Annotated in this window: 34 protein-coding genes; 6 read left to right on the top strand and 28 right to left on the bottom strand. The window is 46.3% G+C overall.

Features of this window, described 5'->3' with window-relative positions; genetic code table 11:
* Window positions 1–87: 87 nt before the first annotated feature.
* The 6 genes from M0415_RS20610 to M0415_RS20585 all read right to left on the bottom strand — a co-directional run bounded on the left by M0415_RS20610 (window position 88) and on the right by M0415_RS20585 (window position 6,657).
* Window positions 88–2,028: a VWA domain-containing protein gene (locus M0415_RS20610; protein WP_123115305.1), complete on the bottom strand. Its 1,941-nt coding sequence runs from the start codon at window positions 2,026–2,028 to the stop codon at window positions 88–90.
* Between the two features lie 72 nt (window positions 2,029–2,100).
* Window positions 2,101–3,195, bottom strand: coding sequence for a DUF3150 domain-containing protein (locus M0415_RS20605; RefSeq protein ID WP_086904574.1), 1,095 nt, complete (start codon window positions 3,193–3,195; stop codon window positions 2,101–2,103).
* Window positions 3,196–3,274: 79 nt separating this feature from the next.
* Complete coding sequence (locus M0415_RS20600; protein ID WP_086904573.1) at window positions 3,275–3,838, bottom strand: hypothetical protein; 564 nt, start codon at window positions 3,836–3,838, stop codon at window positions 3,275–3,277.
* An 11-nt stretch (window positions 3,839–3,849) separates the two neighbouring features.
* A complete protein-coding gene (locus tag M0415_RS20595; protein WP_086904572.1) occupies window positions 3,850–4,917 on the bottom strand; it encodes an AAA family ATPase in 1,068 nt (355 codons plus the stop codon).
* An 82-nt stretch (window positions 4,918–4,999) separates the two neighbouring features.
* Complete coding sequence (locus M0415_RS20590; protein WP_086904571.1) at window positions 5,000–5,635, bottom strand: hypothetical protein; 636 nt, start codon at window positions 5,633–5,635, stop codon at window positions 5,000–5,002.
* Between the two features lie 440 nt (window positions 5,636–6,075).
* A complete protein-coding gene (locus M0415_RS20585) occupies window positions 6,076–6,657 on the bottom strand; it encodes a hypothetical protein (protein WP_086904570.1) in 582 nt (193 codons plus the stop codon).
* A 1,299-nt stretch (window positions 6,658–7,956) separates the two neighbouring features.
* Here M0415_RS20585 and M0415_RS20580 point away from each other — a divergent pair.
* The 4 genes from M0415_RS20580 to M0415_RS20565 are packed head-to-tail and all read left to right on the top strand — an operon-like array spanning window position 7,957 to window position 12,524.
* A complete protein-coding gene (locus tag M0415_RS20580; protein ID WP_123115308.1) occupies window positions 7,957–8,991 on the top strand; it encodes a CBASS cGAMP-activated phospholipase in 1,035 nt (344 codons plus the stop codon).
* A gap of 11 nt (window positions 8,992–9,002) precedes the next feature.
* Window positions 9,003–10,322 (top strand): CBASS cGAMP synthase, encoded by a 1,320-nt coding sequence (locus M0415_RS20575; protein ID WP_123115309.1) that lies wholly within the window; start codon window positions 9,003–9,005, stop codon window positions 10,320–10,322.
* A gap of 2 nt (window positions 10,323–10,324) precedes the next feature.
* Window positions 10,325–12,049: an E2/UBC family protein gene (locus M0415_RS20570; RefSeq protein ID WP_123115310.1), complete on the top strand. Its 1,725-nt coding sequence runs from the start codon at window positions 10,325–10,327 to the stop codon at window positions 12,047–12,049.
* Window positions 12,036–12,524 (top strand): Mov34/MPN/PAD-1 family protein, encoded by a 489-nt coding sequence (locus M0415_RS20565; protein ID WP_123115311.1) that lies wholly within the window; start codon window positions 12,036–12,038, stop codon window positions 12,522–12,524. Before M0415_RS20570 ends, M0415_RS20565 begins: the two co-directional genes overlap by 14 nt.
* Before the next feature lie 615 nt (window positions 12,525–13,139).
* On the opposite strand, the gene M0415_RS20560 is transcribed toward M0415_RS20565, so the two are convergent.
* The 15 genes from M0415_RS20560 to M0415_RS20490 all read right to left on the bottom strand — a co-directional run bounded on the left by M0415_RS20560 (window position 13,140) and on the right by M0415_RS20490 (window position 19,740).
* Window positions 13,140–14,411, bottom strand: a complete 1,272-nt coding sequence (locus M0415_RS20560) for a Y-family DNA polymerase (protein WP_123115312.1) — start codon at window positions 14,409–14,411, stop codon at window positions 13,140–13,142.
* 11 nt (window positions 14,412–14,422) lie between these two features.
* On the bottom strand, window positions 14,423–14,824 hold the full coding sequence (locus tag M0415_RS20555) for a LexA family protein (protein WP_086904568.1): 402 nt from the start codon (window positions 14,822–14,824) through the stop codon (window positions 14,423–14,425).
* A 212-nt stretch (window positions 14,825–15,036) separates the two neighbouring features.
* Window positions 15,037–15,246: a hypothetical protein gene (locus M0415_RS20550; RefSeq protein ID WP_086904567.1), complete on the bottom strand. Its 210-nt coding sequence runs from the start codon at window positions 15,244–15,246 to the stop codon at window positions 15,037–15,039.
* A 308-nt stretch (window positions 15,247–15,554) separates the two neighbouring features.
* Complete coding sequence (locus M0415_RS20545; protein WP_123115314.1) at window positions 15,555–16,001, bottom strand: hypothetical protein; 447 nt, start codon at window positions 15,999–16,001, stop codon at window positions 15,555–15,557.
* 3 nt (window positions 16,002–16,004) lie between these two features.
* On the bottom strand, window positions 16,005–16,301 hold the full coding sequence (locus tag M0415_RS20540) for a hypothetical protein (RefSeq protein WP_123115315.1): 297 nt from the start codon (window positions 16,299–16,301) through the stop codon (window positions 16,005–16,007).
* A 20-nt stretch (window positions 16,302–16,321) separates the two neighbouring features.
* On the bottom strand, window positions 16,322–16,582 hold the full coding sequence (locus tag M0415_RS20535; RefSeq protein ID WP_123115316.1) for a hypothetical protein: 261 nt from the start codon (window positions 16,580–16,582) through the stop codon (window positions 16,322–16,324).
* Complete coding sequence (locus M0415_RS20530; protein ID WP_123115317.1) at window positions 16,567–16,797, bottom strand: hypothetical protein; 231 nt, start codon at window positions 16,795–16,797, stop codon at window positions 16,567–16,569. The genes M0415_RS20535 and M0415_RS20530 overlap by 16 nt, the downstream gene beginning before the upstream one ends.
* 24 nt (window positions 16,798–16,821) lie before the next feature.
* Window positions 16,822–17,160, bottom strand: coding sequence for a hypothetical protein (locus M0415_RS20525; RefSeq protein WP_123115318.1), 339 nt, complete (start codon window positions 17,158–17,160; stop codon window positions 16,822–16,824).
* A gap of 50 nt (window positions 17,161–17,210) precedes the next feature.
* Window positions 17,211–17,768 carry a hypothetical protein gene (locus tag M0415_RS20520; RefSeq protein WP_123115319.1) on the bottom strand — a complete coding sequence of 186 codons (558 nt, stop codon included), beginning with the start codon at window positions 17,766–17,768 and terminating at the stop codon, window positions 17,211–17,213.
* Window positions 17,769–17,786: 18 nt separating this feature from the next.
* Window positions 17,787–18,035 carry a DUF3850 domain-containing protein gene (locus M0415_RS20515; RefSeq protein ID WP_086904566.1) on the bottom strand — a complete coding sequence of 83 codons (249 nt, stop codon included), beginning with the start codon at window positions 18,033–18,035 and terminating at the stop codon, window positions 17,787–17,789.
* A gap of 18 nt (window positions 18,036–18,053) precedes the next feature.
* Entirely contained in the window at window positions 18,054–18,464 is a 411-nt protein-coding gene (locus tag M0415_RS20510) for a hypothetical protein (protein WP_164489352.1), read from the bottom strand.
* Window positions 18,465–18,476: 12 nt separating this feature from the next.
* Window positions 18,477–18,722, bottom strand: coding sequence for an antirestriction protein ArdR (locus M0415_RS20505; protein ID WP_086904564.1), 246 nt, complete (start codon window positions 18,720–18,722; stop codon window positions 18,477–18,479).
* Window positions 18,719–18,925 (bottom strand): hypothetical protein, encoded by a 207-nt coding sequence (locus M0415_RS20500; RefSeq protein WP_086904563.1) that lies wholly within the window; start codon window positions 18,923–18,925, stop codon window positions 18,719–18,721. The genes M0415_RS20505 and M0415_RS20500 overlap by 4 nt, the downstream gene beginning before the upstream one ends.
* Before the next feature lie 267 nt (window positions 18,926–19,192).
* Entirely contained in the window at window positions 19,193–19,480 is a 288-nt protein-coding gene (locus tag M0415_RS20495) for a hypothetical protein (RefSeq protein ID WP_086904561.1), read from the bottom strand.
* A gap of 8 nt (window positions 19,481–19,488) precedes the next feature.
* Window positions 19,489–19,740, bottom strand: a complete 252-nt coding sequence (locus M0415_RS20490) for a hypothetical protein (protein ID WP_086904560.1) — start codon at window positions 19,738–19,740, stop codon at window positions 19,489–19,491.
* A 206-nt stretch (window positions 19,741–19,946) separates the two neighbouring features.
* Between M0415_RS20490 and M0415_RS20485 the strand changes: the two genes are divergently transcribed.
* Window positions 19,947–20,246, top strand: a complete 300-nt coding sequence (locus M0415_RS20485; protein ID WP_123115321.1) for a hypothetical protein — start codon at window positions 19,947–19,949, stop codon at window positions 20,244–20,246.
* Between the two features lie 154 nt (window positions 20,247–20,400).
* On the opposite strand, the gene M0415_RS20480 is transcribed toward M0415_RS20485, so the two are convergent.
* The 7 genes from M0415_RS20480 to M0415_RS20450 form a co-directional block, all read right to left on the bottom strand.
* Window positions 20,401–20,817: a helix-turn-helix domain-containing protein gene (locus M0415_RS20480; RefSeq protein WP_086904558.1), complete on the bottom strand. Its 417-nt coding sequence runs from the start codon at window positions 20,815–20,817 to the stop codon at window positions 20,401–20,403.
* Window positions 20,818–20,820: 3 nt separating this feature from the next.
* Window positions 20,821–21,132, bottom strand: a complete 312-nt coding sequence (locus M0415_RS20475; RefSeq protein ID WP_086904557.1) for a type II toxin-antitoxin system HigB family toxin — start codon at window positions 21,130–21,132, stop codon at window positions 20,821–20,823.
* A 169-nt stretch (window positions 21,133–21,301) separates the two neighbouring features.
* The gene (locus tag M0415_RS20470) at window positions 21,302–21,877 is read right to left on the bottom strand and encodes an SOS response-associated peptidase (RefSeq protein WP_249556660.1); all 576 of its coding nucleotides are present in this window, start codon (window positions 21,875–21,877) and stop codon (window positions 21,302–21,304) included.
* A 171-nt stretch (window positions 21,878–22,048) separates the two neighbouring features.
* A complete protein-coding gene (locus tag M0415_RS20465) occupies window positions 22,049–22,471 on the bottom strand; it encodes a hypothetical protein (RefSeq protein ID WP_086904555.1) in 423 nt (140 codons plus the stop codon).
* 41 nt (window positions 22,472–22,512) lie between these two features.
* Window positions 22,513–22,833 carry a hypothetical protein gene (locus tag M0415_RS20460; protein WP_123115322.1) on the bottom strand — a complete coding sequence of 107 codons (321 nt, stop codon included), beginning with the start codon at window positions 22,831–22,833 and terminating at the stop codon, window positions 22,513–22,515.
* A gap of 42 nt (window positions 22,834–22,875) precedes the next feature.
* Window positions 22,876–23,487 carry a tyrosine-type recombinase/integrase gene (locus M0415_RS21555; protein ID WP_502957291.1) on the bottom strand — a complete coding sequence of 204 codons (612 nt, stop codon included), beginning with the start codon at window positions 23,485–23,487 and terminating at the stop codon, window positions 22,876–22,878.
* 203 nt (window positions 23,488–23,690) lie between these two features.
* A complete protein-coding gene (locus M0415_RS20450; RefSeq protein ID WP_086903395.1) occupies window positions 23,691–25,568 on the bottom strand; it encodes a UvrD-helicase domain-containing protein in 1,878 nt (625 codons plus the stop codon).
* 105 nt (window positions 25,569–25,673) lie between these two features.
* Here M0415_RS20450 and M0415_RS20445 point away from each other — a divergent pair, with 105 nt between their 5' ends.
* Window positions 25,674–26,540, top strand: coding sequence for a hypothetical protein (locus tag M0415_RS20445; protein WP_123115324.1), 867 nt, complete (start codon window positions 25,674–25,676; stop codon window positions 26,538–26,540).
* Window positions 26,541–26,543: the final 3 nt, after the last annotated feature.

The raw sequence follows: 26,543 nt of genomic DNA, 5'->3' as shown, positions 1-26,543 counted from the left end.
CCTCTTACTCACAAATGATGGAGCGCACTAACCCCCCAAGGGGTTAACACACCCCCTTGGGTTAATTGAACTTTATGCTAAAGCGCCTTAAATGAAGGCGTGTTTTAGCTTTTTCGTCAAAGCATTCAAAAGCTCTTCTTTTGAGTAAATTGCCTCAAAGTCTGCGCTCTCAAATCCTTCAACATCTCCCTTGATGCCAATACCAAACACTCTAACGCCTACTGCCTGGGCCTCCTCAATCGCTTCTCTTGTAGAGTTGATGCAATTGGGGTCACCGTCCGTAACAACAAACAGCAACTTCCGCGGTTCAGGGCGTGTAGATAGAATCGATGTCATAGTACAAATTGCTTCTGCGGTAGGAGTACCGCCGGCACAATCGATGACAAAGTTGTTGATATTAGCTTTAACTTCAAATGGCTTAACGATCCTGCATAAGGAACGGCGACCATCCTCGGTTACGGGGTAGTACCCGACGATTGACTCAACGCCATGAATTCCCTCCAGAGCATTGCTTAACGAGTAAGCTACACTGTTGGCCATTTTCATATCGTCTTCATCCATCGAGCTTGATCTATCCACCAGCAGCCCTACAGCTGCATTTGGTGAACGATGTATCGACTCTGACTCAAATACCTTGGAGTTACCGACCGCAACACCCGCTAAGCGAGCTGAAGAGATCGATTTTCCTCGGTTTCGATAGGAATAATTAACGTAGTTCTGATCGTGAAAAACTCGTTTCAATGGGTTCTTCATTTTTGCTATAAGTCGTTGACTATCACTATCGATCAGATTTTCGTCATATGTTTCTTTGGCAATATTTCTTCTTGCAAGCCCAAGCGGTTTAATTGGTTCCACAGATTCTTGACAGTCTGCAGCCATCGCATTGATGATTTTGATGATAAGCTCATGTTCGTTCTCCGAACTCATCTCATCCATTTCATCAGCAATTTTCGCCTTAAGACCAACTGAAACCATCGAACCAACATTTCCTTCAGAGTGATCTTGTGATCCCTCTGCGACGCCATCGGAATCGTCTGAGCCCTCAATGCCACCAGAAGCCTCTTGCGAGTCTCCACCAGCATCTTCGGTATCGTCTGAGCCCTCAATGCCACCAGAAGCCTCTTGCGAGTCTCCACCAGCATCTTCGGTATCGTCTGAACCCTCCGCGCTTTCTGAAGCCTCTTGCGTGTCTCCACCGGCATCTTCGGTATCGTCTGAGCCCTCAATGCCACCAGAAGCCTCTTGCGAGTCTCCACCAGCATCTTCGGTATCGTCTGAACCCTCAATGCCACCAGAAGCCTCTTGCGAGTCTCCACCAGCATCTTCGGTATCGTCTGAACCCTCCGCGCTGTCTGAAGCCTCTTGCGTGTCTTCTTCAGGACGTTCTTGCTCTTCCAGCCACTCAACAAATGCATTCCAGATATTTTCCGCGACATTGAAACAAGCCTCGGTTGTACCAAGGCTATTTAGAACGTCACTTCTTAGAATGTGATGACACTTGCGATAGAAGCTATCTCCGAAGAGATTCAGCAACATTGCGTCCGTTTTTTGAAACAGATCTGCTACAGGCTGTTCTAGGAGCTCGCTCCGCCCTTTGTACAACACCCAAGCTTTAAGCACTTGCAAATGGTTGTCTTCAGAAGGCAAACAGAACACACCTTTAACTTTACATAGCTCGACTAACTTTCTGATAGAAATCCTGGTACCTCGAAAATCAGCAAACATACGATTTTCTTGGTGCAGGTCATCCAAAGCATTAAGCAGCCTCACCACAAAAGGGTGTACTCCTGAAGCGAGTTGATAGAAATTATCATCGGTATACTGCTCATGACCTAACTCATGATCACAGTAGCCCAGCGACATCGTGACGAAATCATCATCACTAAAATCGCCTGCGGGGAGATTAATGTGACCTGGCAGGTGATATGCCCCGGTCCCACCAAATGTAATTAGCATGGAACTGTTGTTAGTAAGCACTCTGCTGAGATTTTTAAACTTCCTTAAAAGTTTATTCTTACTGGTTTTCATAATGCATCCTCTCTGTTTCACCTGGACACACTTAACCCCAAACGGGATTAAGTGTTATCCCATTGGGGTTAATTAAAAACCTAGGCCAAAACCATCATTAAGATCAGTCATGGCGTCATCTTCAGCTTCGATGGTTGGTGATGCGGCTTCTACAGTATCTAGTTCAGACTCAAAAACCGTAAGGTCTTCGTCCAAATCGTTAGATCGTGTTTCACCCAGTACACCGAAATCATCCACTTCCTTCTCAGGTTCAACATCTAACGTAAACTCATTAGATGCATGACTCTTCAAAGTAACTGGATCAGCCATTACTAGCGTCCATCGTGCCAAATTTGACAAGTTAGCACCTTCAATCCAGCCAGTTTTCGGCATTGAATCCAGAACAATGTTAGTTTGCTCTACGACTGTCGAGATATTGCTATCCAGGAATGACAAACCGTTAAGCTTACTGATTAGCTTTGAAAATCCATCTTTAATGCGTCGATTAGCTTTGTCTCTTGGCACCTTACGACCTTTATCGTCTTGGACGAAAAAGCTACGGTCATAGATATCTCGAGCCATCTTAGCGACTTCTGTGTACAAGTTACCCAAAATATCCTCGGCTAACTCTTCTGCTGTATCCACATCAGCGCCATCAATCAACGGCTTAAATGCTACTGGTGGTAACATTTTGATCTGGAATCGAGAGCAAAATTCGCTTTTATCAAGCGTATAGCGTCGCATTACGGCGGCCACATCGGGATTCTGCATTTGCCAATCACCGACCAAGAAGTCGTAATTGTTCATGAGATCATCGAGTGAGTGCTGCCAGTCAAGCTTAATCGCATCAATCTCTGCTTGGAGTTCATCCAACCGCGCCAATGGCACAATTGTCATGTCACCCCAGCGGACACCGTAAGCGTTAAGCGTCCTAGAGATCGCCTGCTTGGATTTGCTCACAAAGTTTAGCGGTGCTTTTGGGAACCAGCGTATCTTTGACCCTTGAATTGAGTCGCTGTCCTGCAAGATCCCATCAAGCTCAACCTTTACTTTTGGCAACACCTTTTCGCCGCAAGCGCCGAGAGAGATTACGTTGACCACGCAAACCCCTTCCTCTAACTGAGTAAGACGTTCGCAAACTTGTGTAGATTGAGCGATAGCATTAGTTGAAGTTACTGAATCGTTCATAGGTGTATCCTCTTTAAAATAAAAAAGGGACACACCTACCCCTAGGGATAAATGTGTCCCTTGTGGGGTTGTTGTTGAACTAGATTTGTTTTACTTCGGCATATTTACGCAAGTGGTCTCGCAACAAATAGCCCTTTCCGATCTTTGAAAGGATAAGCTTATTTAACTTATCGATTCCCTTCTGAGGCGTCAGTGATTCATCACCTTCGTAGAGAACCCAATTCCACTGTGTCAATTCACTTTTAAACATGACCGTGAGATTGGCGTCTGGGCAAGCGTCTCGATTGACAACGGCCCAATATTTCCCATCAGGATGATGATAAACATTGAAAATCAATGCTTCATGACGTTTTGCGACTTTGGTCGCAGTGTAATTTGCATATTTCAGAGTCGGTTTACCTTGCTCTAGGCTCATCACAAAATGACGATACGAAGGCATTAGTCCTACTCTAAACGGAGCGTTCTGGTCTTGCATTTGGAAGTCAAAACCACCAACTGTGACCACTCCTTCAATCTGATACTTACCACATAGCGAAACGGCAAAAAACGTAGTGCCGGCTTGCCATTCTTCTGATGAAAAGTTGACTGCTTCAAACACAATATTAGCTTGCGCCAAAGCAGCAACCAGGTCCGCATCAATCATCGAAGGAGAGATTACTTTTTTCCAATCAGCTCTTTTAATGGCTTATCCAGTTGATCGCCAAAAACTTTTACAGCTATATCACTGACGATAGTTTTTTCTTCTTCGGCAACCGATTTCAGAAAAACACAATCCAACGACTGTCTAAGTGTTCGGAATAGACCGAATGCTTGGATGTAATACGCCCAAGCAACCACAACACGAGTCGAGAAGATGGCCTGAATAGGGTCTTCTACGTCACCGTCGCGGTTATTACCTAGTGCTGCATCTCGATAGGCGTTTGCAAGTTTAATGATATCATTTCTCAATGGCACCGGTAACTTTGGAGCAAACGCTGTGAGAATTTTTGACTCTCGTACCACATCAGGATACTGAGTTTCTAACCACATGAAGCGGCTTAAAAAAGCTTGATCCATTTGGTTCGAAGTAATGTATCGGTCGTCATGGCCAGAACCAAAGGTATTCGCAGTTCCGATCACATAGCACTGTGGGTGCTTCATGAGCGTTTCTTTGAACATCTCAAGGGGCCAGGGTTTACCTTCTACCAGCAAATGCATCGCTGATGTCAGTTCACCGCTCGCTTTGTCGAACTCGTCCAGCAGTAAAACACCGCCGTTCTTGTACGCTTTAGCTGCCGGGCCATACTCTTTAAGAGTGATGGCATGACCGTCCTGAGCATCGATAACGTAACTCCCCTCAATATCTTGTGGGTTCATGCGAGCATGTACCTTAACAATATACAGAGGTAGATTCAGTTTATCGGCCAAATACATGGCTAACTCAGTCTTACCTGTACCAGTATGACCTTGAAGACCAAGAGCTAACATCTGCTTAGGCGCCATTAACCAAACCAAGGCTAGCTTAGCCAGCTCCTGGTCAGGTACATACATCGGGTTTGACTGAATACAGTCAGGATGACGATGCTTACGGCGCTTTAGCTTTATAGTGCCAGGTTCAAACAGATCGGGAAATATCAAATGTGCTGCCACATCTTCCATCTCCATGTAATCCACTCCCTGGGCTGATTGTACTTCTTCGTTAGCCGCGGTCATTTCAATTGTTTGTGCAGTTTTTGCTGACATAGGTGTGTCCTCTTCTTTGGATTTTGGGGCACACCTTCCCCAAAGGGGTGGTGTACCCCATTGGGTTGTTTTTAATGCGTGGTTACGAGTTAATTTCTCTAGCTAGAAACTCGACCATCACTTCTCGAGCAGTAACACCTGATATGTACAGATCATCCATCAAATCGAGGATCTGGCCCAGGATAGTTGTCAATTCATAATCGCCCTCACATTGCTTAGTGAGAAAACGAATCAATCCTTCATTAGCAACTTTTACCGCATTTTTCTCTTTGAACATCTCTGCAAAAAAACCAGACCAATGAACGAATTCGGCAAGTTGATCAACTTCAAACTCCTTACCGTATCGTTTCATGATGGCTTTAACTTCGTCCCGAATGACCTGTGGGTCATATCCAGCAAAGCGACATACTTCCGCAAATTGCGGACTCGCCTGCCACACAATTTCTTCTTTAAACAAAGCATTGGTTGGTTTAGCACAACGAAGAATTTCTAAGCTACGAGTTAACATGCCATGGAGCAATGTTTCTAAATCGTCGCCGGTCCACTCTATGTGATAAGTATTTGTTTGATGTTCAAAATGTGGGTCCATCATCATTAAGATTGAGCATTTCTCATTACCGCGTCTTATTGAATCGATAATGTCTTTGTCCAGTGCATGATGAATGGTGCCAGGGTTTGACCAAAATGGTTGAGCCTGGGCATTTTTTGCTTTACGCATGGGTGTGTCCTCCGACAAGGGTTGGGACACACCTACCCCTACGGGATAATGTGTATCCCGTAGGGGTGAGTTAAATTTGGTTAAGCTTTAGACAGATTCATGCACATGCTCATTTCTGAGGACGTGCGCTCAAGCAAGCGAGAAGTTTTTGTAAACTTGTCACCTTTACGCTTGGAATCGTGGAGTTGTTTCAGCTTTTTGAGGATCTTCTGCTTACGACGACGACAATAGGCCGCCTGAGAAGATAAAGATCTCTTAGTATTCACGGTGTCACTCCTAATTTAGAGGGACTCCGAGCCCATAAGGGTGAAGTCCCTCATGGGTTAAGTTGATTTGCTAAGTTAGTGTTTTTGAGCGTTACGCTGTTTGTACGACTTGAAGGTCGCAGTTAGTCCAGGAACGCTCGCCCAACAGGGAAGTATCCCTGTTGGGGTGAAGCATCAACAATCAAACCCTCTGCCTGATTCAAAACCATGATGATGTTGATGTTGATTTTGCTGCGGAGCTTGGTACTGACGTTGAGGCCTATACTGTTGCTGCGGAGCTTGGTTATTATCTCGAGGTTGATACTGCTGCTGCGGCCGTTGCTGACGCGGCTGCTGGTACTGTCCATGAGAATGATTTTGAGGTTGCTGCGGCGCTGCTTGGTAAGACCCTTGCGGGTTATACTGCTGCTGAGCTGCAGACTGGTTTGCCTGTTTAGGGCTGTATTCGTTAATTTCATTTACAACAATTTTGACGCCATAACGCTTATTACCGCCGTGTTGCGGGGTAAAATTGTTACTTGCCAAAAATCCTGAAATCGTCATTCTATCGCCTATGTTGGGGATGAAATTCAGTTTTGCAGGGAGATAGCATTCCATAAACAGAGTATCGGTGGTTTCCCACTGACCATTTACTTGACTACCTTCGTTGTAAGCCAGCGATATAGCGCAAGCGCCACCGTTTAATGGTTTAACTTGAGATACATTTCCTGTGAAACAGATGCTGTTTTGACGTTTAGTTTGATTTTGATTGTTCATGAGTGCGTCCTTCTTAAGTAGATAATCCCACAAAAGAAAGACAATTTACCCTAAGGGTCATTGCTTTCCCTTGTGGGTGGGTTTATTAGCCATATGGCTCTCATATCAACGTTGCCGTTAATATCGGTCACTTCATATCCCGTAGGATACAAAGCCGCTCCGGTTTCCCATGCTGAGCTTACATGCGCTTATATAACAGTAATGAGTCAAGCCTGTTAGGGCTTGAAAACAATAAGGTCAGTGATAAACGATGGAGGAACTTGAGAAATTGACACAACAAAGCCGCCCTTTTCCTCTCAAAACATCTGAGATTCGTGGCAGTTTTGATCTGTGAACTTCGTGGAAGTTGGTTGCCAATAATGGCGCTTTAGATAATCGCTACAGAGCGATGTTGTTGCTTGAGAGTTTCTAGCTAAGCTAGTTGCAGTTGGCGCAAAAAATCGCCTTTCCAATAATCTATATCAACAACGAACCGAAATCAACCATTGAAAATTACCTGTTACTTTTAACGTGATCTCCAGCAGAATAACAGCTTGTCGGTCAATCTAGCGAGCCACCTCCCCGGAGTAAATTTATCTCGGGGTCAGCGGCCCGTCTTTTGATTTAAGCGTAAGTGAGTACAGGGGCGATCGCTCCGCTTCTCTTATATTTTTGGCTTCTGTAAAGATGGTAACTCCTGCCCGGTTAAATCTGGGCAGCCCTCGTTAATTAAGTGCATGATCCAAGCTACGTGCACTACTTTAACCTCTTGATGGCCATAGGTCATTCTCACGTCCTTTAAGACCCCAAAAACATAATCCCCGTGACCGGTTCTTTTAGCGTGCTCTACCAATTCATCTACAACTTTAGGCGACGCTTTCTCAAACTGTTATTTGATGATTTGCTAGCTTTGATGTGATGAACGCACCTGATGAAATAATCCCTTTTGTCCTGTATTTCCATTTCCGTAAAGCAAAATGTCAGGATACCCAGGAAAAGATGTATGAACGGCTTGAAAGAGAAGCACAAACGGTGAAAGAGGAAACCGAGATAGCCCACGCATTCTGTATTCGTGAGCTGATGTTGATCCGAGACGGGTGAACCTACGCTGCTGGCGTCAACCCATAATAGCATGATGGTCTAATGAGTTGCTGTTTCGTATTAGTAGGAGGGGCCTCTTCCCACAGGCTAATAACAATGCCGATAAAGATGATTAAACGCCTACTATTTCTATGAAAATATTTTAACATTCCCCCTTGAGTGGTTAAAAATCGTCCCCATATATCCAATTCAATGACAGCTCAATGATGGGTATGGGATATGACTGAAAAGGTCAACGTTTTAAGCTTAGACGGTGGTGGTGCTCGAGGTTACTACACAATCTCGGTGCTGGCGCAGCTGGAGCAGATCAAGGCCGAACAGACCGGCAACCAAGATATACGGATAGCTGAGTATTTTGACTTGCTCACCGGCACCTCCATCGGTGGGATCCTGGCCCTGGGCTTAGCCTCAGGAAAAAGTGCCCGAGAGCTGAAGCAGGTCTTCTTTGAAAACGCAGCCAATATTTTCCCCAAGAAATCAGGTTTCCGAAAGGGATGGTTAACACTGCGCAAACAGAAATATGACAGTGCACCCTTGGCGAAGCTCGTAGCCGACATAGTGGGAGAAAACGCCGTCTTCAATGATCTTCAGCACCGAGTCATGGTGCCCGCCGTCAACCTGTCAACCGGACGAGCTCTTTTCTTCAAAACCCCTCATGATCCCACCTTCACCCGGGATGGCACCCTAAAACTGCTCGATGCAGCCATGGCGACATCAGCGGCCCCAACCTACTTCAAGCCGCATTACTGTGCCGATCTGGAAACCTACTTTGCTGACGGAGGGTTAGTGGCCAACAATCCCAGCTTCATAGGCTTTCATGAGGTTTTTCGCAACATGAAGCACGACTTCCCTCAAGCCACGGGCAAAGATGTGAGGATCCTGAACGTAGGCACAGCTGGGGAAGAGTTCTGTATCAAGCCATCGAAGGTAACCCAGGGCGGGTATATGGGCCTGTGGGGGTTCGGTGAGAAACTGTTGCTCACTACAATGGCCGCGAACCAACAGCTTCATACGGACATGCTGCGCAGAGAGCTCAACTTCCATGGTGCCGTGGACAATTTCGTCGAGATTGATGATTCTGTCCCGCATGAGGCAGCTGACGAGATCACGCTGGATAACGCCAGCGAATCAACCCTGAGGAACCTAGCTGGCCGCGGCAAACAAGCTGCGTCGGTAGCATACTCCCAAAGCAGTACGCTGCAAGAAATCCTCGAACACCCTGTCACCCCCTACAAACGGCCCCAGGCCAGCTAAGGAGACTCACAATGCCTAATTGGAATCTGGACCAGTACTATCGCGATCAGGATGATGGCCTCATCGCCAAATTGCTGTTGCCGTCTGGAATGCAAAGCAACCTAGTCACACTTCGCGCCGTGGTCCGTAAGCGGATTAAGGACGTCTTTAAGGAAGTGCAAGACTTAGTAGCAGAACTGGGTCAACAGAGCTACTCGGTGGAAAGCTACCAGGCGCTATTTGAGTCCAAAGCATCTTGGTACTCGGTTTTGGATGATGAAACTAAGCGAGAGTTTGTGGAGCTGATAGGTGCCATGACCCCGGAAGCCAAGGCGCAGTTTATGAGGCTGACACCGCGTTTCTGGACCCAAGGCAGTTTCAAGTACGACACCCTCAACCTGCCGTACATTACGCCCCCTCAGGAAATGGATATCGACGACGGCGCCTATTTGCCGATGGTGCTTTTTCAAAAACCGATAATCGGTCACAAGCTGCTGTTGTTATTGGTGGATACGGCTTTGAAGTCCCTAGTTCAGGATAATCAGGGCTGGGAGTTCGAAGCAAAGCGGACATGCGGTCGAATCAAGATACCAAGTTTGCACACTCATATTGATGTGCCTATGTATGCTATACCTGAGCAGCAGTTCTTACAGAAGCAAGCAACTTTAGAATCAAGTGACAAGCTGTATGAAAGCATATCCAGGCGAACAAATGACGCTGAGAAAAAAGGATATAGCAAGCTCGATAAAAACTCGGTAAACCTGGCAATCCGCCAAGGCTCTGAGAAATGGATGTTGAGCGACCCCCAAATTGTTGAGGACTGGTTTAAAGATTGTTGTGAGCGCATTGGCCAAGAACTCAGATTGGTTTGCCGGTTCCTAAAGGCTTGGCGCGACGTACAGTGGGCGCATGGTGGTGGTCCGTCATCTATTTGTTTGATGGCTGCTGCAGTGGATGTGCTCGATACGCACCCGCACAACAGGCTGAATTTGGGTGATACCATGAAGTTGGTTGCCTCTCATCTCCCTGGGGTATTCGAGAGCGGGGTAGAAAGTCCTGATGATACCGACGAAAAGCCGCTGTTCCCATCCAAGAGCAGCCACGGTGAGCAAGAGCGGGCAATTGTCACTGCCCTCAGGAAATTGCATGAACGGCTGCTTGCGGCAGAAAATGCCAGCACAGCAGATCAAGCGATACAGTTCTTGGCCGGCATGTACGGTAACCGTGTGTCGAACGTTGGGCTCCTCAAGTCCATCGCCACGGCTTCGGCCCCAGCCTTCACGCATCCACCAAGCCAAGCCCAAAAACCTGTAAAAATCAGCCCCACCATGTCCAGTGGTTCGAAGGTATAGGGGTGTCAGAACTCCACCAAATTTTGCTTGGCCTGGGCTACAGGTTTCTCCCGGCCAAGCATATTCCCCAAACTTCGGTTTTACACCGCCAGTGTCCTGGCGGGGTTTACGCCAAAGACATCCTCACTGAAGCTGGTACTTTCAAGGTGGGTTTGCACCTGAAAGAGGATCCGCACGTTGAGCTCCCCAAGCCGTACCTCATCGGGTTTCCGGAAGGCTTTTCAAACCAGCTTGTACCGCACATCAACCACGAAGGCTACCTGTGTTATGTCGAACAAATGGAGGCTGACTGGGACCCCAATCACCTAGGCCCCCTTTACACGGCAATAGATGAGCAAATCTGTACCACCCTGTGCAACTCGATGTCACGCAGAGACGGTGCTGAGTCAGATGCCGAAATCGAGCCGGAGTTTGCGTCATATTGGGATGGGCAATACAAAGCATTTCTGCTTTCTCGTCCGACAAAGGATAAGCAACTATGGTATGCTGTGACGGGAAAGGAGTCTGTCGTTTACAGCGATGACCAAGCAACCGAATTTGCCAGCTGGATGGAGCGAAGAAATTTAGCTGACGAACCCGTTCAAAAGTATCCGGCACACTATTTGCGGGTTCGGCCGTCTAAGCTGGCTGGAGTGGCTTGGCCGCCATGCAACCTCGGCCAGGTACTTGATTGGCTTGGGAACGTGGATAACCCCACCAGGAGCAAGCTGATTGACTGCCTGATTGAAGAACCTGGCAGTACTCATTTATTTGTGATGGATGTGGCCGGTCAGGAAATGATCGGTGTATTTGTCCAATTGAACAAAAGCGCCGTGGCACTCGCTGCCCACAACAGAAAGCGGCGCCGGAGGCCTGCGAGAAGTTACAAGCAGCTGATCATTGCGCTTTCAGGCAAGCAAGCGTGCGAACGTTTCCACAGAATAGAGATTGAGAATGCTGAGGCGAAATGGATCCTTTCCAGGAACAATCCTAACCCAGAGCAAGGTAATCTCTCTGACAAGAAAATTGCCCTAATAGGTTGTGGCACAATCGGTGGCTATGCTGCTGATCTGTTGATGAGATCGGGCGCCGGCTGCGGCCGAGGTTTTCTCCATGTTTTCGATCCGGATACGATGAAACCTCAGAATGCTGGTCGGCATATTCTGGGCACCCAGGCATTTGGACAGAACAAAGCCGAGGCAATGGCCACGAAATTGCGTCATGATTGCCACCTGGTTACAAATATCGAGGGGAAAGGCGAAGTTTTCCCAATCACCATCCAAGCACTGCGCGCCTTCGATTTTGTCATCGATGTTACTGGGCGCCCCCCTATATCAAAGCGCTTAGCAGCAGTCATTCGTATGTTGCCTCAAAACGATAGGCCTATGCTGATCCATGGGTGGAATGACGGCAATGGCCGAATGTCCAAAGTGCTCATCGACGATGGCTCAGGCTGCTACGGGTGCCTAATTTCGGATCCAGCCTTCTACACCAATGAGCAAGATCGTAGGCTGGAGGGTATTGATAGGCGAAAGGAAACCAGGACCAGCTGCGGTAACACCTACACGCCATACCATGCAGGGGTGAGTATTATCACTGCTGGCATCATGCAGCAAGCAGTGATGTACGCATTAGGGAGTGAGCTGCCTTGGAATTACACCGAGCATGTGTCGGCCGGCGGGAGAACTCGGAAGCCCAAGAAAATCCAACCATCAAGCCACTGTTCAATTTGCAATGCACCAATCTGATATCACTTACAAAGATATGGTAGCTGACGAGGAGCTCCTTGTCGTTATCAAAGAATCCGCCTTTTCCAGGATGAAGAGTTTCACCCAATCACGTTTGTGGGATAAGGAGGCGGCAGGTGTGCTGATTGGTGAACGTCGTGCCGGCAATCTGGTGGTATGCGAGGTTACGGAGCCCGGGAAGGGAGACAAACGATCCAGGCACTCAGTAGACCGACGGGGGCCCCATCACCAACAAGCCGTGGACCAAGCCTTTGAACGCTCAAACGGAACCTTGCAGTATCTCGGTGAATGGCACACCCACCCTGAAGACTACCCCACACCGTCGCCAAAAGACTACAACAGCTGGGGGAAAGGTCTCAATTTTGAAGATCCGATGATTGTCCTTATCATCGGCCGAAAAAGCACTTATGTTGGCAAGAAAGTGAGAAATGTTATTCGACCACTCTCACAGGTCCCTAATGTAGGAGAAGAATAATTTTTTACTCTTTTTCTTTAACTCATGCTCTGCATAGCACCAAGACCATTATCGATCAGCAGCCGGCTGCTTCAGCTTCAAATTTGCTTGATGGCCGATTCTCGGCCTCTATGCACACTGATAAAATTTTACCAATTTCCAGCATTGAGCTTCTTTGTCCGTCCAAAAAAGGGTCTAGAAGGCGCGGCAGCCTAGACCAGATAAAATCGTCACTTACGCCAAACTGTCTGTAACAGGCCAGTAAATCGTGATCCCAACAGTCAGTGACCTTACCGCATTTTGAGCAAACACCTGTGTCTGCAACTAAATCCGAATCTTTCTGATCAGAACAATCAAAGCAAACATTACACATTGGATAATTTCCTTGAATAATGGGCCGGCGTGTCCGGCCCCGATCGATTATTCTGCGTCAGCTTTCAGAGCGGACAGGGCCAACTCGATGTTATCGTGCCCTCTTCTGCGCAGATATTCCATTGCTTCATATCAATTTTTCAGCAGAGCCTCCTGATCATCGTGTCACAAGGCCCAGACTGAGGTTCACGGAAACGGGCAATAAACCTAATATTACTCACCCACGATATTAGCTCTCATCTACTTATGATACCCCTGGGAAGATTACCGGCAACTCACCGAAGGCAAATGCCTCCAGTTTGTCGTGTACTGGGGTGTTAAAAGACTACGACGCATCGCCCATTTTTGTTCAATGCCTTGTCCTGCGACAAACATCGTTTTCACGCCAAAGCGGTTATTGAGCCCGTCAAAGACCTTCATCAAGGGTTCATTGCCCAGTCCTTCATCTTTGACAAACAGATTCATCTGACGATTCACAGTAGAACTCAACTCGAACAAACCTATACCGACCTTATAATATCGCCCCCCCTCTTTAAACAGTCGTGGCAAGGCTTTAGACACTGCCTTTGACATTACCAGAGTGTCATTCGTTGGCACGTCGAAATGAATAACATGCCTAAAACCAACTGCTAAGGATTTATCTTCAAAGGGGGAGTTGCTGGCAAACATCATCATTACCCGACAAGCACTGCTTTGCGCGCGCGCCTTTTGCGCGGCCATGGCCACATGGTAAAGTAGTGCCTGATTAAGACCGTTTATATCTGTCACCCTTTGCCCGAGGCTACGCGTAGAGAAAATCTGTTTTTTCGTGGTAACGTTTCCATCCCATTGTTTGGCCTTAATCCCATTCAGTTCTAATACGATCCGTTCCACCTCAACGCTAAATCGTTGTCGAGCTAATTTGGCTGGTAATGAAGCTAACTGTGCTGCTGTCTCTATCCCCATTTCGGTTAACTGTCTACCGATTCTACTACCAATACCCCATACATCGGTAACCTTCATTTGGGCTAATACTTTTAACCTGGCTGTTTCATCATCTATAACGCATACGCCGGCACAGGAAAAATCAGGTAACCTCTTAGCAGCATGGTTAGCAGCCTTCGCAAGCACCATTGTCGGGCCGAAGCCAACACAAACAGGCAATCGAGTCTCACGCCACACTGACCTTCTTATAAGATGGCCATGATGCTGATAGTCTTTGATAGTTACGTTTTTAAATGACAAAAAGATCTCGTCTATACTATACAAAAATTCCTCTGGTCCGAATCGTCCGATCACACTCATCATCTTTTCCGAGAGATCCCCGTACAGCTCATAATTACTGGAACACACTTGAATACCATGGCGGTCGCAGATCGCTTTCAACTGGAAATACGGCTTGAACTTCTCTATACCTAACGCCATAGCCTGCTTATTTGCGGCCACGACAGTCCCATCATTATTGCTGAGCACTACTATCGGCTTTCCACGCCACTCAGGTCTAAATACCTGCTCTGCAGAGCAGTAAAACGAATTTGCGTCGATCAATGCCAGCATGACCTAGTTTCCTAAATCATCTGTCTGAGAGGCTTAAATGGCTTGTAGCTGCCTATAACAACCCCTTCAATAGAAAACACATCCCACTCGTTGATTGCAACCGGCGGGTAATCGTCATTGTCCGATAACAACAACCGTTTCTCGAGATCAATTATCTTGACAACGAACTCGCCGTTTAGGTTTGCAACAATCACATCGCCTGTTTTGCGCGCAATTCGTCTATCTATGACTAAAATGCTGCCCGGAAAGATCCCAATCCCTTTCATGGACTCCCCCTCAGCGACAGCTAGCCAGGTAGAAGATGGATGCTGAACAAAAAGCTCATCTAAGCTTAATTTCAATTGCGTGTAATCGGCTGCGGGAGAGGGAAACCCGAAAACGCCCGCGCTAACGGTGATAGGTAAGACGTTCATTGTTATTTTCCATTCACTGTATAAAAACACAGTAATGATAGTATTGGAATTCAACTCAAGCAAGAGGCGGCTGACCTACTACGACGTCCCTGGCCAAACCGACTCTTCTGGAAACACAGTGGTAAGTTAGACTTCATCGCAGTAATCGTTTCTTGAACCAATACCACTTTGCCAATAGCTTAGGCAAATCTGACAATTCATGAGCCTAAACCTCAACTCAACATTAAAAGCTCCTGCTCCCTGGCACAGAATCCGGTATTGATGTCGTCCAATACTTTGAGGTTACCGGCATTGACTCGTTCAGCCCTTTCAGTCATAAGCTCTAGAGTATTTATGGTCTTGGCTTTGCGAAAATGAATGAGCCAACTTACTTCCTCTTGGGAAAGTGTTTCCGGTAAAAATGCTGTCGCTGTAGCTTTCATTTTTTAAATATGTTTCCTATATCAGTTCGGCTGCTTCGAGTTCGTCCTCAATGTCCGACAGGGCCGCTCGCATTTCAGATTCACTCATCGTAGACCACCCGGCTACTCGGCCATTGACCCAATGCAGGACGTGCAATGCTATAAGTTGAGGCTCTTTAATGCCCTCCATGCCTCCAATGCGGCAATCGCTACATGGATGAGCCCAGCTTTGCGCCGGGCCATCTTCTGGCCCATCATGGGGGATCAGCCGTTCTCCACAAATCGGGCAGGGCTTGGGTGGATCCTGGTACATGCTGTTTCCTTGATCATTAACTGTCATTTTCTGAATATGCCTTCTTAATCCAATCATCCTTTTCTTTCCAGCGACGAACCGCATCATACAAAGATTGCTTGCTGATACCTATCGCGTTTTTCACTATCTGATTCTGTATGTTATCAACCAATACCATTTTCGCAGCTAATGTGCTGGGAGCTTCACTATCTCCCCGACAAAGCTTCACCAACAGATCAAACTGCTGCAATTTACTACCGTCTGGCCCATACGCCTGCCTGATCAAGTCATCCTTCTCCTTCCAGCGCTGAACTGCATCATATAAGTTTTCTTTACTTACTCCGGTTGAGGCTTTAACGGCATCATTTGAAGCTCTCTCAACCAACACCATTTTTGCAGCTATTGTGCTAGGAGCTTCTTCATTCCCTCGGCAGAGTCTCACAAGCACATTGAACTGCTCAGAATTCATCTGGTTATTTGACATTATTTATTTTTTCGTCCCATTCTGCTCTTGAACACCCTTTTGATAGAACACTCCCCATAATTTTTGAGGCCATCCATCAAGAAAACCATCGTGAAAGAATTGAACGTTCTCTCCTATTCGATTTTGAGCGCTGTCGTTATGGCCCTGCCGACTTGCTTCAAATTTTATGAATTCTCGCAATTCAATCACTAACGCATCAGTAAACTCTGATTCATGCAATCCCGACCAGGCCGGTACACCAAAATTGCAACTATATTTTGGTGCTTCTGTAGCACTGCCGTATGTTCTTATATACCCCATAAAACGATTTCCTTTAACAGTTAATGGTTGCGCTTCTCGCTACCTACTTTCTCAGGATTCACAGGCTTAACCGGAAGGCGAAATTTTCTAACAGTGACCAGAGGCTCCTTGTTCCACGTTAGCATCAAACCGCCACTCACAATGCCTATTGCAGCCAAGATTAAACTAGCCAGATTGTCGCTGTATGAACCCAAAACTAATGCAAGAAACCCAAGTGCCAAGTTAACAACACCCCAGAGTTTCAACAAGTTATACCTGTTCTGGGTCAATTCAATTTCCATTTCCCATTTTCCTTTAGAGTATTGACTTTATCAGCAAACTTAATTGCATCATCAAGGTTAAATTTTCGACTATGGGCTTTGTGGTGATTGATAGTCGCGGGGAATGGTACTCCATGAAGATGCCCAACTGTTTGCATAGCATGAACAAGAAAACCTTCACTTATCTTTAACATCCCTGCAAGTTGTGCGGTGTTGATCGAAATGCTTTTCCTCATGAACCCATCCTGTCTTACTAATCATTAATCGACTATCTTTCTACAATACTCTTTATCTATCTTGGAAACAGTATTGCATATATACATTCTTTCCAGAGGCTTAATGAACTTAGTAGAAAATGTTTGCACTACTTTTTTTATTTTTACTTCATTTCCATATTCGCCACTAAAACCGCCTTCAACAATATACGATCCTGTTGACGTGGTAACTAATGATTTTGTAAAAAAACCTGCATCTACTATAGAAGAACTAACGAATTTACCTGCCTTTGCAAATTCATCACGCTCTTCAATGGTCAGTGTAAAATAAATTATTACTAGCACAATCATTGTGATAAATATATTGAAAGCATGATTAAACATTTTATTTCTTCCTCTCCTTGATTTAATTCCAACGGGATTTCCTTGATCATTTAGTAATATCGTATGAACAAACGCTGAAAACGGCTTATTTCATCGCGGGGCAAGATACTGTTGTTAAATTCACATACAAGCGCATACCCTTCCACAATCCCTATTGCATTCTCGTATTCGACAGTCTGAAAATCGTTGTGGTGCTTATCAAGCAAGTAGTCGTTAAGGCTGATAAGAAATGTCTCAAAATCAATGCCTCTATAACACTCAGACAGCGTTCCCGACTCCCGGTGAGGCACCCGATGTTTCGGAAACAGGCTGTCTAGATGGTTTAGAGCGCCAGCTTCAATGCTCTCAAGCTTTGATTTCGTTGTGTGGATATTGCACTGAAAAGCGCAGAACAGATAATAGTCGGGATTGCCGGTGCAATATGAGCGAGATCCCAGATCACCCATCGTAATCCCTACTTTAGCAAATTCTGGCTTCATGCCATCAGTACCCACGTATAACCAAATATTAGCAGACTCAAAGTTTGCCTTATCACGTTCCATGACGGCTGCGATTTTATAGTCATCATTAGGAATTTTCAGGTTGTATATTTGCTGAGGCTTTTTCATATGTTTCCCTTAACTTGATTAGTTCATTGAGAGCAGGCAATAACCCGCCTCAATTCCAAATTGTCCGCCATCGACTTTATGTGTCACTACGCGATGACATTCATCTGTGCCAACACGCTGGCCGGACTCACGATCGAACGGATAAATAATCAGGACGTCACCAATGTTAAATCCTCTGTCATCACGCCTGATTTCCGCCGTTTTGTCTCGACGACGAACAGCATCAAATAGCTCAGGGTCAATCTTCAAATGATGTTCAGTGGCCATACCTGGGTTTCCTTTAGCTCATTTTGGTTGAGACTGTTCACGCCAAGCAATAGCCAAGGCTATCGCTTGGGCCTCGCCATATTTTTTCACGGAATAGCTTTTCGTTTTTGGATTAGAACCAGGGAATCCCAGCGCAATAACTCTCTGATAGGTTTGCTCAGAGCCATCAGCAAGTATCTTTTTGTATTGCCCAAAGCAGATGCCGACTGGTAGATCGCTTGTCTTGTCCCCGTGAGACTGAGTGTGTATGCGCCCGGCTTGAGGGTGATATTTAGCATAGGGATCTAGTCCTACTGATGCGCAAAGCTCATTTCTTGTTTTGATAGCCTCTTGGGTTTTCGACCTATGGAAATTTCGCTGTTTACACCCAGGAACCCGAACCATGATTGTTGATTTATTGCATGACAGATACCGCTGTGAAACATTCATGCTCGAATTCCCTTAATTTGATTGGTTTATCACAGTCCACACAGACGCGCCGTTGTCGTCATTGCCGCCCTCGGCCAAAAACAAATGTCCTTCATCATCTACAGCGATAACACCAGGGCGTTCGCTGGACGGATCTCTGAGCTTGTTTTTCCAGCCATAGACCTTTCCTTCCCACACCAACACTACACCACCCACACGTGCAGGATTTTCAGAGCGCCATTTTTTAGCCAGAGCCCTAGCTTTGCTGTTCGGTGTCATACCGTTTTTTCCTCGACTTCAGAGAAACCTGGGTTGAAAACCTCATATAGCTCTGACAAGATCTTCTGCTCCTGCTCTAAAGTTAAAGCTACTGGTTTCTCAGTAATTCTCCAATTAACAACGCCTTGGATGATTTCATACTCAACAGAGACACCTTCTGGTAGCCTTGATAGGCATTCTGCTAAACGACTCTCAATATCCATTCCTTGTTTCCTTGAACTGTTAGTGGTTGCGCTTCTCGCAAACTTCCCACCAGGATTTATCAAACGGGATCTCGCAAGTTGGACAGAAATTAATATTTACAAGCCCACGCACTTCACCCCAGCCGTTACACTTTTCACAGAAACGCTCACAGACTGTGAACTCCCAAGAGCTAAACTGCCCCTCTTTCTTTTCAAGCCTTTGATTTCGAGAGTCTCCGTGTTTGCGTGTTGCCATAATCCGGTTTCCTTGATTATTTCTGCTTAGCATCACTTAATACTGAGCGCTTCAAAAGCCTCAAGCAGCGCTTTATCGGCTTTGTAAACAACGGCAAGGCCGCCCTCCGGCTTAGGCTCATAATGCTCTACCAGCAGATATGTGCCATTCAGCGACGGCTCGGTTTTCATGACCCAGGCATACTTATCACCTGCAGCATAATGTCCCCTGGTCATATCTAACAGCATATTCCGATCCACAGCACGGCGAATTGCCTTGTATTTTGCCTTTGTGACAGGGACTAGATTTTCTTGTTTAAATACTTTTGCCAGGGTGCCCATAGCGTTTCCTATAACAGTTTCAAAAAGGCGTTAACTAATTGAGTGCGTGTACTTGTTCTGCCGTTTATGCTCAACATCTTAATCAACCGATTTGGCAGAGCAGTAACTTCGCACTGATAGCGACAGCTAGTACGGATGTTGTACAGCTTACCGCTTACCTGCTGGGCTGACATTCCAAGCTCTTTGCCGAGCAGGGCAGCACTGTAGTATCTGCCGGTGGTGATCATGTGCTCGGCTACTTTCACAGTTGTATAATCCATACATCCCCTATACTTTAACAGAACTTCCGGTGAGCGCCGCGTAACGCATCCTCTGTTTACTTGAAATGTGCTTAGCAACCCTTTATCGCAACCAAGGCAACTCATTTATGATTTACCATATCAAATCATCTTTGATTTGCAACTCTTCTTTGAGTTATATTTGTGGAGGTGAAAATCATTTTTGATTTGTGTAGGATGGCGAGCAGATGAAAGCAGCGGTAACACAGACAGTGCCAAAGAAATCAGACGGCGAAACGGGATTTGCTGAACATTCCAGGCTGGCCATCAAGGCCGCAATGGAAGAAATGGGCCTCCAGGTAGGAGGCCTGTTTGTGTTGCTTTATGAACGTGATCCGGTTGGTACCGAAGTGCAGACGCTCAGGAACCGGCTTAACCGGGGGAACCCGGGGGCAGACTTCCTGGGGCTGTGCGTGTCAAAAATGCCGCCTTTGCAGGCAAGAACAATGAAAGATTTTTTCAAGGTTACTGTTCAACAACCCAAATAGGTATGCCATTTATAATCTCGCCACTGTTGCCTGTGTCGGCTTGTGATTCAATATCCATTGAGTCCAATTCTGGCTCGGTGCTTCCGTTCTAGAAACTGGAAATTAGAAATAAAAAAGGAGACCGAGAGTCTCCTTTTAATTTACTGAGCGAGGCTTAGAAAAACATTGCTGGCGAGAGGTTGAAGCGCTTGCTCAAGGCCTCGATGTGGTTTCTGGTAAGCTTCTTGCCATCGGTGTGGTTAAGCAACTTGCTGACATTGGCTTTGGTACCAAGCTCTGGTAAATCGTTCACGCCAAGTTGATATTGATCCATCAGCGTTTTCAGCAAGGCGATGCCGGTGTCTGCTTCCTCGACAGCTTGGTTAAATTGGGCAAATTCATCGGCACTACTTTCCCAGCGTTCAATGGTTATTGAAAGCATGTTGATAACGTGTTTATTTGCCTCGTAATCATCGATCAAGGTGTCCATGGTGGCAAGCGCCTTGTCATAGTCGTCCTGGCCATTGATCTCAGCGATGAACGGCGCCATTTCCAAGGCTTCTCTGATTAAGTGGCATGCTTGAGGAAACATGGTTTACTCCTTATTTCGCCTGTACCTGTCAGTTAGATCATCATATTCTGCGTGTGGCACTATATGTTTGACATACATTCGGTTGTCCCGGAATTCAATAAAGGCAATAAGCCTCAGATGATTGCCTCCAATGTCTATTACCCACCATTTATCTCGATACTTGAAGTTATCCAAACTTGGGAACACTTGCTTGAGTTCATTTGGCGTTCTGAACTCGCCGGCCCTCAATGTCTGGTAGGCGCTAACTAGCGCTTCTCGCTGATTTGGGTAGTGTCTGGCAGCATCATTAAATGGTTTTCGAGAGAGTACATGCACTGGCGTTATTCCGGTTTCCGTTTTGGATACTATAGCACTATATTTCCAAATTGGAAACTTTTTTGTGGTTGGCAGAATGGCAAGGTTGATAGAGAGATCCTTGAAGATCAGTCAGCTGTAGCTTTTGATCCCATGTTCGCAATCGATTCCTGTCAGCTTTGGAGTATTGTCAGCTGCTACGGATTAGCAACTGCTTTGCTGTGGCATGTAACAGAGCATCCAACTGCCCCGGTTCACTGTTGAACCAATAGCGTACAGCATCAAGCGAGATCAGTAGAGGCATGCGGTTATGATACTCGGCACACTGAGGTGTAGGTGCTGTGGTTAGGGTCACCAGTTGAGACGCTTCACCAGTTAACTCGCTGGGGTAATATATCCCGGCCATAAGCAGCGGTTGACGGTCTTCTGCACTAAACAAATAGCGCACTTTGCCAGGATCCTCCTGGCGCCATTCGTACCATCCGGAGCATGGGATCAAGCAACGATTGGTGGCAAAGGCTCTCTTGAAGGTTGGTTTTTCAGTTACGGTTTCGGCCTGGGCATTAATGAGTATTTGCTTGGCCCAAGCCGGCTTGATGCCCCAGGTGGTGTCAAGTTGTTGCAGCCGACCTTGGTGGCTGGCAATGGTGGCCACATGCTGAGTGGGTCGCAAGTCCGGGTTGTCCTTGGTGTGGAACTCAAGCCCCAATGTATGGCTTACCCACTGGCACAACGGATCGGCTATAACGTTTAATCTGCCACACATTAGCGATCCTTCTCCGGCTTTTGGTGGATGGCTTTGTCAATGGCGTCAGTTCTGCTAACGACTATCGAACGGTCAGCGTCCAAGCTGACCTTGCCGTGGCCAAGAAAAATGACGACTACATCCGGTAGAGTCTGGCTATGACTATTTTAAAGAAGCCACGATTGGACTTTCTTACTGGACAGCCCAAACCTGCGAATAGTCGTTAGACAAAGTGCGAAAACGGCCGTCCATGTAGCCATAGTCCCTGCTCGTATTGGAGACTTGTCTAAGGTGTTCCAGCGCCTCACAGACGGCATTTGTCCACTTACTACTTCTAGCCAGCTCTTCTCGTGGCAAAGTCGCCAGCCGCTGTTCAAGCTTATCTAAACCATCAAGCAAGGTGTCTCCCAGGACAATGGGGAGCCAATCGGTAGACAACAGATAATCCGTCGCGGGTATCATATCCAGATCCCCCGCATCAGAAACATCCTCGACTTCCTCCAAATCACGGCTATACAGGGCAATGCACACCCAAATGCCCTTGGAATAACGATCATCCCAAATTCGCATTGCGAACCCAGCATTTAAGAGCGCGTCTAATAATTCAGTTTTCATTCTGGGGCATTCCCTGAAAAAGAAGTAATTGAATTGGCAACCTATTCTTCAACTTCCCCTGAATGGATAAAGTCCACGACAGTATTGCCTTTGTGCTGCGAGATTGTAAGAACGGGTTTTGCTTTGCAGCCTTCACACCAAAAGCGTACCAGCAAACCATGACGGCGTGAGCTTGGGTTGCCATCCAATGAGGTATCGAAAGTGGCTTTGCCATCAGCGACCGTTACATGCACGCCTTGCCTCTGATCTTCTCCCCTCTCGAATATTTCAACATGTTCATGATGCAGATAATTGAATCCACAATTTGGGCAAAGAAGTTCGCTTCCCCAGCCGCTTTGGTAAGCGTCAAACTCTGGTACCATGTATTGCCTCCATTACGTAAAATTTATCATTGGTCATTTTTACTAAATCAATATTTTTATTAGATCTCCGAGCCTTACTGGTTCTGTCTCACACAGAGCCCGTATGGCCTTGAGGCTGGTCATGCCCAGGATATCACCTATATGCCGTTCGTCTATGCCGCTACGTTTGAGTTTTACTGCCATGGTTCTACGGCCTGACTGGGCACTGGCCCCCTCGATGCCAGCCTGCTTAAACAACTTGCTGATCAGTGCCGATACCTGCTCGGCCCGGTATGTCACGACTCCATCAGACTCTATCCTGGTGAGCTTCAACGACTCACCTGTCCGGCCAGAAACAAACAAGCCAGACTGAGGATCAAGCCCACGGTATGCCGCTGGGCGATTAGTCATCCCATGGCCAAGCCGAACACGCTCGGCCAGATGTTCGTCTATGGCCGCTATCAACCTGGTGTTGACCCAGTGCAATGGTCGCTCGCGGCTGTTAAAGGCTATATCGGCCCTCAGTGTACTATCAACCTTTACAGAGCCGTCAGCATTGAGGTAGTCAGCAACTTGGAGCCCGGCAACTTCGCCGGGTTTAAGCCCAGTACCAAACAGGCACAACAGCAAAGCAGCGTCCCTGGTGCCGTTCTCGGCACTCGATACCCGCGCCACTTTAACCGCATGGGCCAACTGGGGATCTTCTACTACTACCGCCTTTGGCAATTATTTAGCTCCAGTATTCGCCATTAAATTGAGATAGTAGCGCAAAAAAACAGGGACGGATAGCCCCTGATTGTTGTCGTGCGTCGCGTTCACGGAAACGGTCATCTCCACCATCTGCCTGTAGCTAATACAGCTAATAGCAGCGATGCTCATTAGGTCGCAGACATTTCTGTAGCAGTTATTCGCTCATACATGTCACTATCACTTTCTTGAATACTATCTAGCGCAGATACAATAAATTCGGTCGGTTCAATACGCCATAACAGGGCCAAATTGCTTTTAGCTCTTGTCATAGCCACATACAGTAGTCGTCGTTCTTCTTCAACATTTGTCACCGCCTGATTCGGCATTTTATGCGGGATATGGTCATCATCCAGACCCACAACAATCACCAAATCCCACTCAAGACCTTTTGAACCATGAAAGCTAGTCAGAGTGACTAAGTTGTCCTCAACTTCTTTGCTTTTACGCTTGCGAGTAAGCTTCTCTATTTCCCATAACCGCTGTAGAAGAGTTAATCCAGGTGTCATCGTGAGTAACTTCTTAATCAGACCAGCCGACTTATCAGGTACATTAAAATTTTGCTCAATCTCGTCAATTAAGTTATCTATTTTGTCGCAGTCTTTGGTATGAGCAAGATAGCTTGCATTGTCGCAGAACATGAATAAAGTTAGAGTTTCACTGTTGAATCCATTTCGGTCCCCCTGGTAATGCGCTAACCCAAGCCCATTTAATTCAATTTGTAGCTTATTGATCATGGACTGGTGTTCGTGAGTGAAAACCAAGCAGTTCAAGAGGTGCCTATTTGATTTCGGGTCTAAAATCGTTAGTAGAATTGCTAGATAGAGTTTCAATACATCACTATCCCAAACTGACGATCCGTTCAGCCGCTGAGTACGTATGTCATGCGTGGAAAGGTAACCCTCTATCTCGTCTAGCTCTTGATTAGTCCTAGCCAGAATTGCTCTGGTTCCACATCGATGAGTATCTATCAGCTCTTTTATTTTCTCGAGATATTCTTCGTCACTAGGAAAGCCCCCATGAATAATGGTGCCATATTCAGTCGATTGAGTGTTCATAGGCTTGTCTAACCTGTCGTCGTTGAAAGCGATCATCTCACCTGCGAGAGTCAGAATATCTCTACTACAACGAAAGCATTTCGTTAACGTGTGAAGCCGCACGTCAAAGTCATCTTGGAATCGAGTCATTCCCTGATAGCCCATAGCCCCCCTGAATGAGTAAATGGACTGGTCATCATCACCAACGACCGTGATCTTAGCTCCGCCGATACCGTGGCAGCGAATCCAGCAGTATTGAACCGGATCAGTATCCTGGTACTCATCGACAATCAAATGAGTGCAATTTATTGGCTCTATTTCCCCTTCCAACAGACCTTTGGTTACCTCATAGCACATGACATCCATTGGCCAAACTTTCATCCCAGCTAATCCGTCTGAATAAAACTCATAAAGGTCTGCAAACTTCTGCTCAAAATCGAGCACATCATTGAGCTCCCCCAATTCATGCAGACACCAATCCACACAATCGGTTGGAGCGGTAGCTGTTATGGCATGGAGCACTCGACGGCAAACGCTCAATAGCGTGGGGCACTTCCTAGAATTGCTTAGCGAGCATTTATACTTGATCTTCAAGCTAGGGTCGTACTTGTTCAGTGTTAGGTACTGACGAAGTAGATATGTTTCGGTGCGAGCAGCCTCTTGGCCACTCAATAATTTTCTGCCTTTATAATCGGGATGGCGTTGTGCTTGCTTATTGATCAAGGCATGGAAAGTGGAGACATAAACTTGCTTTCGCTTGGATACTGGCAGCTTTCTTCCAAGCCTAGCTTTCATCTCGGCCGCGGCTGCAGCTGTAAATGTGAGAGCAATGACCCGATTAAGCGCATAATTAACCAAGTTTTCGATAAATGACATCATTGTATGAGTCTTGCCGGCGCCAGGTAATGCTACGACGAGATTGTGCTCCACGATACTCTCAGCTGCACCGGCTTGTTCTTCACTCAGGCTCATTTGTAGTTACTTCTCATATTTGTAAATTTGCTATTTTCCTTCAGTGGCGAGAATGTTGCCTAGTGGTATTCTGGTTACATCGAAACCGATAGGAACCTGACAACTATGAACCACTTATCATTAAAAATTTTTCTACCGTTACTTGCCGCCACAACCCTTTTTGCTGGTTGCGCTTCAACATCTGATCCATATCAACCCCAAAGCAAAAAAGACTTCGTTTATGATGATGATATGAGCTTCGCCATGAATGTCATTGACGGCTCTCTAGGCTTTCACAATGGCCTGCGTGATGCCACACGGCCAGAGAACAGTGACACATCTTCCACATCATTAGATTATGCCGCTGACGGCATTATAGGTGCTGCATTTGGTGGAGGTCTCGGCGGTGCCTTTTTAAGTATGCTTGGCACTAACCAAGGAAATAAGCCTCTCCATACCTATTACGGCATCGTTTATTACCCTATTTCTCAAGGTGCAAATGTGCAGGGTGTTTTTGATGCCATCGAGAAAGAACTAATCACAGCAGCAGTAACGACTCGCGATTTAACTTTCATCGGTAAATCCTTTGAAGAAGGCAAAACAACGCTAACTTTTAAGGGACATCAGTGTGAACTCGATCGAACAATTGTTGGATTGTCTAAAAATATAACATGTGATTTCATTCATTATGTGCCACCGAAACTACTTCGTTATGCAACAGTAACCCCTCATGGAGAGACAGGACATTTTGCAGTCATTGGTTACGAAAGATTTTATACTGGCACTTCTCTGTCTCTCGATTTAGACAAGAAATACTATGTTTTTGCACCTGTAATTAGAGCTAGAACAAAGTTCCCGTATGTATCTAACAGCCAAAAAATTTACCCTTTCATCAAGCCTTCCTCTAAATCAGGTCAAGGGACTTCGTTGTCCATTGAGCAGATAATGAATATAGACCCATGGATAAATAAAAGTTACGGTGCATCTAAATAAAAG

The sequence above is a fragment of the Shewanella sp. 10B genome (assembly GCF_023475885.1).
Lineage (GTDB): Bacteria > Pseudomonadota > Gammaproteobacteria > Enterobacterales > Shewanellaceae > Shewanella > Shewanella mangrovisoli.
The sequence above is the reverse complement of the archived record's forward strand: the minus strand, read 5'-3'. Positions and strand labels throughout refer to the sequence as shown.

Excerpts from the sequence above, each read along its gene's own strand:
- M0415_RS20500 (WP_086904563.1), bottom strand. The coding sequence starts at position 18,925 with ATGGATATTGAGAGTCGTTTAGCAGAATGCCTATCAAGGCTACCAGAA.
- M0415_RS20480 (WP_086904558.1), bottom strand. The coding sequence starts at position 20,817 with ATGTTTCCTCAAGCATGCCACTTAATCAGAGAAGCCTTGGAAATGGCG.
- M0415_RS20585 (WP_086904570.1), bottom strand. The coding sequence starts at position 6,657 with ATGAACAATCAAAATCAAACTAAACGTCAAAACAGCATCTGTTTCACA.
- M0415_RS20485 (WP_123115321.1), top strand. The coding sequence starts at position 19,947 with ATGAAAGCAGCGGTAACACAGACAGTGCCAAAGAAATCAGACGGCGAA.
- M0415_RS20510 (WP_164489352.1), bottom strand. The coding sequence starts at position 18,464 with ATGAATGTTTCACAGCGGTATCTGTCATGCAATAAATCAACAATCATG.
- M0415_RS20490 (WP_086904560.1), bottom strand. The coding sequence starts at position 19,740 with ATGGATTATACAACTGTGAAAGTAGCCGAGCACATGATCACCACCGGC.
- M0415_RS20555 (WP_086904568.1), bottom strand. The coding sequence starts at position 14,824 with ATGAACGTCTTACCTATCACCGTTAGCGCGGGCGTTTTCGGGTTTCCC.
- M0415_RS20520 (WP_123115319.1), bottom strand. The coding sequence starts at position 17,768 with ATGAAAAAGCCTCAGCAAATATACAACCTGAAAATTCCTAATGATGAC.
- M0415_RS20550 (WP_086904567.1), bottom strand. The coding sequence starts at position 15,246 with ATGAAAGCTACAGCGACAGCATTTTTACCGGAAACACTTTCCCAAGAG.
- M0415_RS20530 (WP_123115317.1), bottom strand. The coding sequence starts at position 16,797 with ATGAGGAAAAGCATTTCGATCAACACCGCACAACTTGCAGGGATGTTA.
- M0415_RS20600 (WP_086904573.1), bottom strand. The coding sequence starts at position 3,838 with ATGATTGATGCGGACCTGGTTGCTGCTTTGGCGCAAGCTAATATTGTG.
- M0415_RS20515 (WP_086904566.1), bottom strand. The coding sequence starts at position 18,035 with ATGGCCACTGAACATCATTTGAAGATTGACCCTGAGCTATTTGATGCT.
- M0415_RS20590 (WP_086904571.1), bottom strand. The coding sequence starts at position 5,635 with ATGCGTAAAGCAAAAAATGCCCAGGCTCAACCATTTTGGTCAAACCCT.
- M0415_RS20525 (WP_123115318.1), bottom strand. The coding sequence starts at position 17,160 with ATGTTTAATCATGCTTTCAATATATTTATCACAATGATTGTGCTAGTA.
- M0415_RS20545 (WP_123115314.1), bottom strand. The coding sequence starts at position 16,001 with ATGTCAAATAACCAGATGAATTCTGAGCAGTTCAATGTGCTTGTGAGA.
- M0415_RS20560 (WP_123115312.1), bottom strand. The coding sequence starts at position 14,411 with ATGCTGGCATTGATCGACGCAAATTCGTTTTACTGCTCTGCAGAGCAG.
- M0415_RS20565 (WP_123115311.1), top strand. The coding sequence starts at position 12,036 with ATGCACCAATCTGATATCACTTACAAAGATATGGTAGCTGACGAGGAG.
- M0415_RS20580 (WP_123115308.1), top strand. The coding sequence starts at position 7,957 with ATGACTGAAAAGGTCAACGTTTTAAGCTTAGACGGTGGTGGTGCTCGA.
- M0415_RS20460 (WP_123115322.1), bottom strand. The coding sequence starts at position 22,833 with ATGGTACCAGAGTTTGACGCTTACCAAAGCGGCTGGGGAAGCGAACTT.
- M0415_RS20465 (WP_086904555.1), bottom strand. The coding sequence starts at position 22,471 with ATGAAAACTGAATTATTAGACGCGCTCTTAAATGCTGGGTTCGCAATG.
- M0415_RS20450 (WP_086903395.1), bottom strand. The coding sequence starts at position 25,568 with ATGAGCCTGAGTGAAGAACAAGCCGGTGCAGCTGAGAGTATCGTGGAG.
- M0415_RS20505 (WP_086904564.1), bottom strand. The coding sequence starts at position 18,722 with ATGACACCGAACAGCAAAGCTAGGGCTCTGGCTAAAAAATGGCGCTCT.
- M0415_RS20540 (WP_123115315.1), bottom strand. The coding sequence starts at position 16,301 with ATGGGGTATATAAGAACATACGGCAGTGCTACAGAAGCACCAAAATAT.
- M0415_RS20535 (WP_123115316.1), bottom strand. The coding sequence starts at position 16,582 with ATGGAAATTGAATTGACCCAGAACAGGTATAACTTGTTGAAACTCTGG.
- M0415_RS20575 (WP_123115309.1), top strand. The coding sequence starts at position 9,003 with ATGCCTAATTGGAATCTGGACCAGTACTATCGCGATCAGGATGATGGC.
- M0415_RS20470 (WP_249556660.1), bottom strand. The coding sequence starts at position 21,877 with ATGTGTGGCAGATTAAACGTTATAGCCGATCCGTTGTGCCAGTGGGTA.
- M0415_RS20445 (WP_123115324.1), top strand. The coding sequence starts at position 25,674 with ATGAACCACTTATCATTAAAAATTTTTCTACCGTTACTTGCCGCCACA.
- M0415_RS20595 (WP_086904572.1), bottom strand. The coding sequence starts at position 4,917 with ATGTCAGCAAAAACTGCACAAACAATTGAAATGACCGCGGCTAACGAA.
- M0415_RS20605 (WP_086904574.1), bottom strand. The coding sequence starts at position 3,195 with ATGAACGATTCAGTAACTTCAACTAATGCTATCGCTCAATCTACACAA.
- M0415_RS20610 (WP_123115305.1), bottom strand. The coding sequence starts at position 2,028 with ATGAAAACCAGTAAGAATAAACTTTTAAGGAAGTTTAAAAATCTCAGC.
- M0415_RS20495 (WP_086904561.1), bottom strand. The coding sequence starts at position 19,480 with ATGGGCACCCTGGCAAAAGTATTTAAACAAGAAAATCTAGTCCCTGTC.